We start from the raw sequence: 12455 nt of genomic DNA, 5'->3' as shown, positions 1-12455 counted from the left end.
ATTTCAGTATCTAGAATATTATAGTTAAATTTTCAAGCTTTATCTAAGTTTTTGTATTTAAATCTTCATGAAGCATATTAAAATTAAAGATGTGATTTTATGATAAGAAAACCTGCAGTAGCTGGATTATTTTATGATAATAATCCTGAAGATCTTAAAAAAACCATTGAATGGTGTTTTAATCATGAATTAGGTCCTGGTAAAATTCCAAAATTAGGAAAAAAATCCAAAGATTTAATAGATGAAATCAATTCGCATGATAAAAAAATTTATGGTTCTATAATTCCTCATGCAGGATATATTTATTCAGGCCCAATAGCAGCTCATACTTATTATGAGTTAGTTGAAACTGGATTTCCTGAAACATTTATAATATTATGTCCTAATCATACTGGTTTAGGAAGTGAAATCTCAATTTATAGTGAAGGAGCATGGGATACTCCTCTTGGAAGAGTTGTAATTGATGAATCTTTTGCAAATACCATGATTTCAAAGTCAGATATAATAACTTCTGATTCATCAGCTCATTTAAAAGAACATAGCTGTGAAGTTCATTTACCATTTTTACAGTATTTTTCTAATGATTTTAAGATAGTCCCAATAGTCATGGGAATGCAAGATATTGAAACTTCAACTAATCTTGCAAATGTAATTGTTGAAACAGCTAATGAACTGAATACATCTATTTCTATTATTGGCAGTACGGATTTAACTCATTATAAACCTAGAGAAATAGCTCAAAAACAAGACAACTTGATCATGGATGCAATAGCTAAAATGGATGAGTTTGCATTGTTGAGATATATTGATGAGATTGGAATTACTATGTGTGGTTATGGCACAACCGTAGCTACTATTAAAGCATCAAGGGCATTTGGTGCTAAATCTGGAAAAATATTAAAATATGCTACAAGTGGAGATATTTCAGGAGATTTTAGTTCAGTTGTTGGTTATTGCTCAGCTATTTTCCAATGATTTGAGATTTGAATATTAATACATGTCTGGTTATTGATATTTTTATTATGGGTAGTTGTATCTGTTTATTGATATTTTTATTATGGGTAGTTGTATCTGTTTATTGGTATTTTTATTAGGAATTGTATTGTTTATTGATACTTTTATCAGATGAACTTAAGTGAAATCAAATAAAAATAAATAAAAATCGTGTTAAAATGGAATCTATAGCTTCAGCTCCAGGAAAAATGATATTATTTGGAGAACATGCTGTTGTTTATGGTGAACCAGCTATTGCTGGTGCAGTTAATAAAAGAGTCACCATAAAAATAACAAAATCTTCTACAAATAGTTCTATTTTTAAATCAGATGACTTAGGTTTTGAAGCTGAATTGAATACTAGAAATAAAAGATATATCTCAAATCGAGGAAAACCTGGAATAATCAAATACATATTAGAAATTTTATTTAGATTCCATGATCACAGTCCAATTGTAATTGATTTATCATTAGACATTCCTATTGGGTCTGGATTAGGATCTTCTGCTGCAGTTACTGTATCTACTTTAGCTGCACTCTTTAATTATCATGGAAAGAAATTTAACAAGAATTATTTAGCTAAAAAGGCTCATGAAATTGAATCTTCAGTTCAAGGAATTGCAAGTCCTTTGGATACAAGTGTTAGTACATTTGGTGGATTGATATACTTATCTAGAGAGAAGAAAATTTTTAAATTTACAAATAAATTACAATCTTCTTTTGTCATTGGATATACTTTAAAACGTGGTAATACTGGAAAAATGGTTAAATCTGTTAGATCTTTGAAAAATAGATACTCAAAAATTGTTGATCCAATAATAACCTCTATTGGTGAGATAACAGATGAGGCTAAATTTGCTATAGCACATAATAATCAATCTAAGTTTGGTGAACTGATGAATATCAATCAAGGTTTACTTGATTCACTTGGAGTTAATACTAAAGAACTTTCTAGAATGGTATACATAGCAAGAAAAGCTGGAGCTCATGGTTCAAAAATTACTGGATCTGGTGGTGGAGGGAGTATAATAGCTTTTTGCCCAACTAATGAAGAGAAAGTCTTCAGATCTATTAGCAAATATGATAATGCTTTAAAAGTTAGATTCTCCAATGAAGGAGTCATTGTTCAAAATCGAAAGATACTTTGAAATATTTTAAAGTTGAAAACCAATATTAATAAGTTGAAAAGAAATACTAATATAATATAAATAGTTATCTTAAATAGTATACTAATTAATCATTATCAAAGTTAGGAATATATTTTGGAAAATTGGACTATGATAATATAATAAAATGACTATGATAATATAATAAAATAATAACTATCTGATAGTAAGTCATACGGGGTTTAAATGATAATTTTAAAGTTAGGAGGAAGTATATTAACTAACAAAGATTTACAAACAAGTGAAGTTAATTATACTAATTTAAATAGGTTATCTGCTGAAATTAAAGAGGCAATTTCTAATAAAAACTCTAATAAAACTTTAGATGACGGATTGATCATTATTCATGGAGCTGGTTCCTATGGTCATCCTCCAGCTAAAAAATACAAGATTGGAGAATCCTTTGATATAAGCGAGTATCCTGAAAAAAGAATAGGATTTTCAAAAACTCAAAATTGCGTAAAAAGATTGAATACTATAATCTGTAGTAATTTCATTGATCATGGCATTCCTTGTGTTTCGCTTCAAGCTTCATCATTTATAACTACTAAAAATAAGCGAATTGAAACTTTTAATTTAGACATAATAAAAAAATATCTTAAAGAAGGCTTTATACCAGTAATCTATGGGGATGTTGTTATTGACAGTGAACTTAAAATAGCTGTTTTATCTGGGGATCAAATTCTTCAATTCATAGCTAAAAAATTAAAATCTGAGGAAGTTATTTTAGGGACTGATGTAGATGGTGTGTTTAATAAAAACCCTAAAAGATATGATAATGCAGAGATCATTCCAAATTTAAGTTCTCTAAATCAGATTGAAGAGTTTGATTTAACAACAAATGTTGATGTTACTGGTGGAATGATTGGAAAAATAAAAGAACTTCTAGAATTAGCTGAATTAGGGATCGAATCAAAAATTATCAATGCTAACAAGCCTAAAATAGTATTAAATGCTTTAGAAAATAAAGAAACTAGAGGTACAGTAATTAAAATAACAAAATAAAATTATCAGACATTTAATTGAAATAGCAAAGAATATCTATTCAAAGATTTATTCTTTGTTTATTTATCATAAATTATTATTTATTTTAAGAAATTGTAATAATAAAAATAATTGCATTATAATAAAATAATAATTTTAATAAGAATAATCAACTTTTAAAATGATTAATTGAAAGATAATAATTGAAAGATAATAATAGAAAGATAATAATAGAAAATTAATTCATTATAAGGATAATTCATCGTACGGATAATTTATTATAGGGATAATATAAAGAATATATTTAAATCATTTAATAATCATTTAATATTTATCTAACCTTTCTATAATGATTATTTAATAATTATTTACTATTAGTTATAATGATTATTTAATAATTATTTACTATTAGTTATAATGATTATTTAATAATTATTTACTATTAGTTATAATCATTAAAAGATATTTGAAAATATTACTAAACTCAATAAAATTTTAATCATAAATAGTATTTTAATAATAAAATAATGGATTAATTAAAATAAACAAATCAATGGACAATAAAATGATTTCAGATAGAAAATTGGAACATCTTTTAATATGTAAACAATATGATGTTCAGTATAAAAATAAAAAAACAGGGTTTGAGGATATAGAACTCATTCACAGAGCTTTACCAGAAATCAACAAAGATAAAATAGATATAAGTACTGATGTATTTGGAAAAAAATTAAACTCTCCATTAATTATAACTGCAATTACAGGAGGTCATCCATTAGCTAAACAAATTAATAGGGAATTAGCTATAGCTGCTGAAACTGAAAAAATTGGCCTTGGCCTTGGTAGTCAAAGAGCAGGCATTGAAAATCCAGAATTGAAGGATACATATTCTGTAGCGAGAGAAAATGCTCCATCTACAATTTTACTTGGAAATATAGGTGCTCCTCAGATAGTGGGGAATAATTCGGAAGATTTTGCTCAACAAGCTGTTGACATGATTGATGCAGATATTTTAGCTATTCATTTAAATACTCTACAAGAATCAATTCAACCAGAGGGGGATATTGATGCTAAAGGCTATTTAAATGGAATAAATGAAATCACTGAGAATATGGAAGTCCCTGTTATGGTAAAAGAAACTGGAACTGGAATTTCTGCTGATGATGGTATATTACTTGAGAAGGCAGGAATAGATTTTCTCGACGTTGCTGGTGCTGGAGGAACTAGCTGGGCAGCTGTTGAGACTTACAGAGCAGAAGACAGATATTTAGGAGAATTATTTTGGGATTGGGGGATTCCAACTGCTGTTAGTACAGCAGAACTCATCAATTCAGTTAATATTCCTATTGTTTCATCTGGAGGCATCCGAAATGGCCTAGATGCAGCAAAAGCTATTGCACTTGGATCTGATTCTGTTGGAATAGCATTACCTATGTTAAAAAATGCTTTTATAGGTAGCAATGAAATTATCAATTTTATTAAGAGATTTAATGAATCTTTGAAGATAGCTATGTTTTTAGTAGGAGCTTCTAATTTAGAAGAACTTAAAAATTCAAACTTAATAATTAAGGGAGAAACTAAAGAATGGTTGGAAGAAAGGGGATTTAACACAAAAAAATATACTAGGAGGATATAATTTTGACGGTAGAAGTTATCGCAATTGGCGGATATGAAGAAGTTGGAAAGAACATGACAGCTGTAAAGGTAGGTGAAGAAGTAGTAATATTTGATATGGGTATACACCTAGATAGAATAAGCATTCATGAAGATACTGACATCGATAGAATGCATAGTTTAGATTTAATTGAAAGGGGAGTAATTCCTGATGATACTTTAATGAAAGATGTTGATGGTAAAGTAAAAGGAATAGTCTTTAGCCATGGTCATCTTGATCATATAGGTGCAGTAGCTAAATTAGCTCATAGATATGATGCTCCAATAATAGCTACTCCTTACACAATAGCTCTAATTGAAAGAACAATTAAGGGGGAGAGAAAATTTTCTGTTTCAAACCCCCTTAGAACTTTAAATCCAGGAGGTAAATTAAAATTATCAAAAGATTTAACATTGGAATTTGTACAATCAACTCACAGTATTCCTCAAGCAGTGTTACCTACTCTACATACTCCTGAAGGAATAGTGATTTATGCAAATGATTTTAAGTTTGATAATCATCAAAAAATTTCACCTCCTCCTGATTATAATAGATTTAGGGAACTAGGTAGAAAAGGCGTTTTATCTCTTATTGTTGAAACTACTAGGGCTAATGAATTTGAAGAAGTCAAAACTTACTCTGAAAAAGTAGCTAAAATGATTTTACAGGATTTAATGGAAGGACCACTCAAGGAAAAAGCAGGAATGTTAATAACAACTTTTTCATCTCATGTTGAAAGGGTACAAGCAATATCTGATATTGCTAAAACTAGTGATAGACAAATCCTATTTTTAGGAAGGTCTATGGAAAGGTACTGTGGAATAGCTGAAAATTTGGGAATCCTAGATTTACCTGATAATGCCAGTGTATATGGAACACCTAAAGCTGTCACTAAAGCATTAACTAGAGCAGAGGAAAGGCGTGAAGATTTCTTACTTGTTACAACAGGTCACCAAGGAGAACCAGATGCACTACTCCCAAGAATAGCTAATGGTAAAACTCCATTTAGTATTAGGCAAGGAGATAATGTTATAATATCCGCTCCAATTATCCCAAATCCAACAAATAAAGCTAATAGGCACATGATGGAACGAAGATTAATTTCAAGTGGTGCAAGAATTTATTCTAATGCTCATGTATCTGGGCATGCTGGAAGAGAAGATCATAGAGATTTCATCAGAATGCTCAAACCAAAACATATTATACCTGCCCACGGAGAATTAGAAATGTTATCTGCTTATGGTGAACTAGCTGAAGAAGAAGGCTATAGAATTGGTAATAATGTTCATATTCTAAGAAATGGACAAGCACAAGTATTTAATGGTGGTATCTCTTAAGTAATATCATACATTAACTTTAATAATATTGTAATTTATATTATTCTTTAAGATTATTTTATTCTTAAAAATATTATATTAATTAAATTATTCTTTAAGATTATTTTATTCTTAAAAATAGTATATTAATTAAATAATAGAAACTAATATTATAAAGTTAATATTATACTATTCTTTAAGATTATTTTATTCTTAAAAATATTTAAGGTTAAATAATCTTAAAGAAATCAAAATTAAGAAATAATATTATTCTGGGGAATGTTTGAGATTGTATTCTTGAAATTACTATTTAAAATTATATATTAATAAAGATCATAGGCTATTCTGCTAATTATTACAATTTAAAAGAAGTAGAAGTATTGATATAATTAACAAACAATCATGGTTTAGTTAACGAGTTTAATGGAGACATTTTATGCAAGATGTAACAGAGATATTAGGGAAATATTCTGACAATATTAATAGCGAGATGAAAACAAGTCTTTCTAATATAAGTCCTGATGAACTTAAAGAGGCTTCAATTTATTTAACTAAAGCTGGAGGCAAAATGTTAAGACCTTCATTAACAATTTTAACTTGTGAATCAGTTGGAGGAAATATTTCAAATGCGTCTAAATCGGCAGCAGCTATTGAGCTTATACATACATTTTCATTGATTCATGATGATATTATGGATGATGATGATATTAGGAGGGGTAAACCTTCAGTTCACAAAGTTTGGGGAGACTCAGTAGCTATTTTAGCTGGTGATACCTTATTTTCAAAAGCATTTGAATTAGTTATAAGTGCAAAAGACGATGTTGTTTCTGGTGATTCTATCCACGAAGCATTGGCTACAGTAGCTGATGCATGTGTTAAAATCTGTGAAGGTCAAGCATGTGATATGAGTTTTGAAGGAGATTTTAATGTAAAAGAAGAAGAGTATCTAGATATGATTTTCAAAAAAACAGCAGCTTTAATAGCTGCAGCTACTAAAACAGGAGCTATTGTTGGAGGAGCAACACCAGAACAAATTTCAGCTTTGTATGAGTATGGGCGATTGATAGGATTAGCTTTCCAAATTCAAGATGATTATTTGGACCTTGTAAGTGATGAAGAATCATTAGGTAAACCTGTTGGTAGTGACATAGTTGAAGGCAAAATGACTCTGATTATAGTCAATGCATTAGAGAAAGCTTCACCCAAAGATAATCAAAAATTAGTTGAAATATTAAAAAGTGATAACTGTTCACAAAATGACATTGATAAAGCAATGGAAATTATTGAAAAATATAACTCCCTTCAATATATTACAAACTTGGCACAAGAATATGTGAAGAAAGCCAAAGAACTGCTTGAAATATTAGAGGATTCTGAAGCTAAAAAAGCACTTATATTGATAGCGGATTATGTCCTAAAAAGACAAAACTAAATTTATAGTACTGGACATTTGATTCAAAATATTATTAAGTTTTTAATCATCAAAATCATTTTATTTATAAAAATAATGTTAAAATAAATATTTAAAAATATTATAATTTTAAGAAGTTTTCTACAATAGTCAGTGCTCTCAACTTAAGGAATTATAGTATTTTAATTTTTCATTTCTTTTAAAATAAAAATTATGAAAAATTAATTAAAAATATTAAATTTTTAAATAAAATTTTCTTAAGTTAACAGCATTTGTCTAATACTATAATTAAACATCTTATTCTTCTATAAAAAACTAATTAAGCTCTATAAAGTCTATTTTAAACTACTTTGGATAGTCGCGAATGTGGTAGGATATGGATTTTGTTTCCATACTATAAAGTCTATTTTAAACCATTTTTCATTGCCATTTTATCATTCTCCGATTATTGTTTCCATACTATAAAGTCTATTTTAAACTCAAGTAGACATGAAAAAGAAATTATCTTTTTATGCTAGTTTCCATACTATAAAGTCTATTTTAAACTTAACCCCTGATTTAGAAAGCAACTTAATACCATACCTGTTTCCATACTATAAAGTCTATTTTAAACCAAGATTTACATTGTGTTGTTAAGCTTTCAATCATTTTGTTTCCATACTATAAAGTCTATTTTAAACTGTGGCCCTAATAGTAATCTTCCTGATGAGTTAGTATGGTTTCCATACTATAAAGTATGGAAACATTGACTAGTTAAATCACATAAGAAACTATCAAACATAGTTTAAAATAGACTTTATAGTATGGAAACACCATTGTATTGTTGCTTGAACTCCTTTATTATTAAGTTTAAAATAGACTTTATAGTATGGAAACAAGCAGGAATAATTACTAGTATAGTTAATACTACCGAGTTTAAAATAGACTTTATAGTATGGAAACGTAACCCTCGCATCATCTAAGGCATTATGTCCTCTAGTTTAAAATAGACTTTATAGTATGGAAACGCTCTTGTATGTGCTGTTGCAGGGATATCATGTTCTGGTTTAAAATAGACTTTATAGTATGGAAACCCAAACAAGATACCGCCATGTGAATTGTAAATCAGGGTTTAAAATAGACTTTATAGTATGGAAACAAGGTGATGAGAGTTATGATAGCAGTACTGATTCTAGTTTAAAATAGACTTTATAGTATGGAAACTCTGAAAACCTATAGTGTCCCCTTTTCCATTTGTTAAGTTTAAAATAGACTTTATAGTATGGAAACTAATTTTTTTGGGTTTGTTATTTGGATATATACTTAAGTTTAAAATAGACTTTATAGTATGGAAACAAATTTATGATTATAGATATAAAGGAAAAAAATTTAGGTTTAAAATAGACTTTATAGTATGGAAACATCTCAAACGTATCATCCCCTTTCACTGTTTTAATAGTGTTTAAAATAGACTTTATAGTATGGAAACAGCATATTTTACAGTTGCATTTCCAAGAAAAATTGCGTTTAAAATAGACTTTATAGTATGGAAACAACAACAAAGATAATACAAATAGTCACGATTTAAACTTGTTTAAAATAGACTTTATAGTATGGAAACTAGGTATCATGATAGCTATAACAGCACTAATAGCCAAGTTTAAAATAGATTTTATAGTATGGAAACTCTTTTAATTCCTTGTAATCCACTAATTTATCAGCTAAGTTTAAAATAGAATTTCTTTTGCTTTTTTAACCATTATTTTTAATTTTTTCCTGTCATCTCCCAGTTTTAATTTTCTATGTTTCATATAATATAATATGAAAATCAGTATATATAAACAGTTGAAAATAAATTGTCAAGACAATATGTCACACATAACATAAATAACTAATTTGACAGCATTAACACTATATCTTATTTTTTCCACCAAATTAGGATCCAATCTGCTTTATCATCAGAGTTTTCTAGTAATCCTTCTTTGTTTTTTACTAGATTTTCTTTTAAATAGCTACGTAGCTGAATTTTTTCTTCTTCATTGAAGCTATTTAATCTCCATTTTCCATTTTCTATGGCGTCATGAACATTTTTGTAGGTTCTGTTGGTTTTGATTTCAAGATTTTCAACATTAGGATGGATTCCCATTTCAACTAATATATTGAACAAATAGCTATATGGTGCAAAACTTTCATAATCTTTTCCAATACTTTTGTAGAAATTAGCTTCAAATTTCCAATTATTTGGTCCAAATAAGGTTATGTAAACATATTTATTAGCAATATCATTTAGATTAGATAAAGTTTCTTTTATTGGAAATATTCCATTTATTGAACGAGATGCAAGAACAATATCATGCTTTCCGACTTCATTTGATTTTACATTTTCTAATTCTTTGTTGATTATATTAATATTTTCTATATTTTTTTCTTCATATCTTCTTTCTAATATTTCGAGCATTTTTGGAGAGGAGTCAATAGCTGTTACTTTTTTTGCTATTTTAGCTAATGGTATTGTGATGGATCCTTCTCCACATCCTAAATCAATAATGGTATCATTATTAGTTATTCTCATTTTTGAAAAAAGATTTTTTTGATATTCATCTTGCTTAGATCTTTGGGAGAATTTTTCTGCTTCTTCATCCCAATTTTTTTCTTTTCCTATTCTAGGCTTTAATCTTTCTTGCCAGAAGTATTCCCAATTGTTTTCTTCTGGTTTAGTTATACAGATATTATTTTTAATAATTACTCCTCCTTGTTATCATATAATGATTATTAGTAATAGCTATTAATAAATTAATAGCTAAAAAGTAAATTAAAATTTTTTATATTAAAATTAATTAGCTATTTTTTCACATATTTACTTTCATGTGAGCGATAGCTAACAACAAAAAAACAAGGAGTTGGTTATATGGATTGTACAAAAATTAATTTAAAAATAGGTTCTAAAGGTTCTTTAGTTAGGGAATTATAGACTTATTTAAGGGCTATGGGACTTTATAAAAGAAGCATTGATGGTGAGTATGGTAAGTTCACTAGTGATGCTGTGAAACTATTACAAAAGAAACAAGATAATAGTCAGGATGGTTGGTTTGATCAGAAAACTTGTGCTAAGTCTGATTTGAATATGAGTAAAAGTGGCACATCATCTAATCAAAGTACTAGTATTGTCAATGTTAAAGAACTCAAAATAAGTTTTAAGAGTCAGCCGGATATTGTTACTTGTGGACCAACCAGTTTAAGTATGGCTTTCAGCTATTATGGTGTTAATGTGAGTATTGAAACTTTGAGGAAACTCTGTAAGACTGATAGTGATGGTACCACACCAAGTAATTTAGTTAAAGCTGTGCCACAGGCTAATAAGAATTTCATATTAGTAGAGGAAGATTATAAGAACTTTGAACAAATTATAAAACATATTAGTACTAAGAATCCGTTAATCATTCAATTACAGACAATAGCAGAATTAGGGTATCTTGGATCATATGGACATTATGTAGCTTTAACAGGATACAGCAAATCCGCACAAACCGTTAAAATAGCTGACCCAAGTAGAACAATAAAATGAATACCATTAAGTGTTCTTAAGAAAGCTATAAATGCAAGATTAAAATTAGGAAAAATAAAACCAGTTAAGGTTTTAAAAAAGGTTAAATAAATCAAATTTGTAGTTTATATCCCCTCACAACATTTATTTTGTTGTTGAGGGGATTTTTTTTATTTTCAGATATTAACTTCTATATGAGATCTATTTTTAAACATTAATATTGCATTGAAAGATTTAATATCGTAGTTATCAAAATCTTCACTTATTAAAACTCTAAATGTGCGCTTATTAAAAAGATTTATTAAAACATTTATTTGTTTAACACCATCTATCATCATGGGAAATATTAAAATGAAATGTAGTAGCCTATCTGCATCATTATGCTTTTTATAATCTGCGAGATGTTTTATAGGTTCAGCAACTTCGTTTTCTTCAGGAAAATAATTCACAATAATACCATGTCTTTCATCCAAATTTTCAATATCATGATCATCACTTTCTAAATAATTTTTCAATTTATTTTTCATTGGATCATCAAAATAACTATCACCTAATTTATAAAAAGCTATTTCATAAGCTATCCTAACATAAAGTTGAATAATAGGCCATAAATCCACTTCTTCAGACATATAAAAAGATTCTTTACTATTCACACTCCTAGTTTTTAATTGCCTAGATTTGATTTTTTCTTCATCTTCAGGAGTTAATTTGCAACCTTCTTGTTCACATAATTCTTTAATTTTATTTAATCTCTCATCTTCAGGTATAGTGGCATCAATGGAAAATTCTGCTTTTATAATTTCCCCGCTAATTTTATCTCCTTTTAATTCCATTGTTGATTTAGCTTGGGGGTTATGTGTTATTTTTAAATTACCTTCTTCATCATGTCCCATTTCTATTTGTCTATTTTCATCTTCTTCAGATGTGAAAATGGGAAAAGGATTTATAAAATTTCTCCTATTAGATTTTATTTTTTCACCTAATTTATATGTTTTATATAAAATATTACGTGCTATGTCTTGATCTAATTCATTACCTAATTTGGAATTACAATCTTTACATAGATTTTCTATTGTTAAGGTTCCACCTAATTGTTTAGGAATGACATGTTCTTTATTAAATTCATTGTCTTCTTTGTCTGTTTCACATAGTATACATTTTTTCATTTTCATCGCTCTGTTTTTTTATTTATAATTACAAATTAATAAACAATAGTTAATATTTTTTATAAAATTTTAAAAATTAATATTAATAAATATAATTTAATTATAAAAATTTTAAATAGTGTTAAGACAATTTATTTAAGTTAAGTTTATATGGTGGCATGTTCATATATATTATTATGAAATTTAATTTGAAAGAAGAAGATGAAGTATATGTTAATAATCTCTTAAAAGAATCAAAAGAG

General features: G+C 27.8%; 10 protein-coding genes. 7 read left to right on the top strand and 3 right to left on the bottom strand.

Annotation, left to right across the window (positions count from 1 at the left end):
* The first annotated feature begins 99 nt into the window (after positions 1–99).
* The 6 genes from amrB to idsA all read left to right on the top strand — a co-directional run bounded on the left by amrB (position 100) and on the right by idsA (position 7545).
* Entirely contained in the window at positions 100–975 is an 876-nt protein-coding gene (gene amrB / locus MBCUT_RS00150) for an AmmeMemoRadiSam system protein B (RefSeq protein ID WP_067257187.1), read from the top strand.
* 197 nt (positions 976–1172) lie between these two features.
* Entirely contained in the window at positions 1173–2141 is a 969-nt protein-coding gene (mvk, locus tag MBCUT_RS00145; protein ID WP_067257184.1) for a mevalonate kinase, read from the top strand.
* 204 nt (positions 2142–2345) lie between these two features.
* A complete protein-coding gene (locus MBCUT_RS00140; protein ID WP_067257181.1) occupies positions 2346–3164 on the top strand; it encodes an isopentenyl phosphate kinase in 819 nt (272 codons plus the stop codon).
* A 544-nt stretch (positions 3165–3708) separates the two neighbouring features.
* Positions 3709–4779 (top strand): type 2 isopentenyl-diphosphate Delta-isomerase, encoded by a 1071-nt coding sequence (gene fni, locus MBCUT_RS00135; RefSeq protein ID WP_067257178.1) that lies wholly within the window; start codon positions 3709–3711, stop codon positions 4777–4779.
* A 2-nt stretch (positions 4780–4781) separates the two neighbouring features.
* Positions 4782–6134, top strand: coding sequence for an RNase J family beta-CASP ribonuclease (locus MBCUT_RS00130; RefSeq protein WP_067257175.1), 1353 nt, complete (start codon positions 4782–4784; stop codon positions 6132–6134).
* Positions 6135–6549: 415 nt separating this feature from the next.
* A complete protein-coding gene (idsA, locus tag MBCUT_RS00125; RefSeq protein ID WP_067257172.1) occupies positions 6550–7545 on the top strand; it encodes a short chain isoprenyl diphosphate synthase IdsA in 996 nt (331 codons plus the stop codon).
* A 937-nt stretch (positions 7546–8482) separates the two neighbouring features.
* Here the strand turns inward: idsA and MBCUT_RS11870 are convergent.
* Together MBCUT_RS11870 and MBCUT_RS00120 are read right to left on the bottom strand one after the other, a co-directional pair.
* On the bottom strand, positions 8483–8605 hold the full coding sequence (locus MBCUT_RS11870; RefSeq protein WP_449288490.1) for a hypothetical protein: 123 nt from the start codon (positions 8603–8605) through the stop codon (positions 8483–8485).
* Positions 8606–9421: 816 nt separating this feature from the next.
* Entirely contained in the window at positions 9422–10225 is an 804-nt protein-coding gene (locus tag MBCUT_RS00120; RefSeq protein ID WP_281177917.1) for a methyltransferase domain-containing protein, read from the bottom strand.
* A 264-nt stretch (positions 10226–10489) separates the two neighbouring features.
* Between MBCUT_RS00120 and MBCUT_RS00115 the strand changes: the two genes are divergently transcribed.
* Positions 10490–11068, top strand: coding sequence for a C39 family peptidase (locus MBCUT_RS00115; RefSeq protein WP_067257166.1), 579 nt, complete (start codon positions 10490–10492; stop codon positions 11066–11068).
* 155 nt (positions 11069–11223) lie between these two features.
* On the opposite strand, the gene MBCUT_RS00110 is transcribed toward MBCUT_RS00115, so the two are convergent.
* Positions 11224–12213 (bottom strand): HNH endonuclease, encoded by a 990-nt coding sequence (locus tag MBCUT_RS00110; protein WP_067257163.1) that lies wholly within the window; start codon positions 12211–12213, stop codon positions 11224–11226.
* Between the last annotated feature and the right edge of the window lie 242 nt (positions 12214–12455).

The organism is Methanobrevibacter cuticularis, assembly GCF_001639285.1.
GTDB classification, from domain to species: Archaea; Methanobacteriota; Methanobacteria; order Methanobacteriales; family Methanobacteriaceae; genus Methanobaculum; species Methanobaculum cuticulare.
Note: the sequence above shows the minus strand (reverse complement) of the source record. Positions and strands in the feature narration are given on the sequence as shown.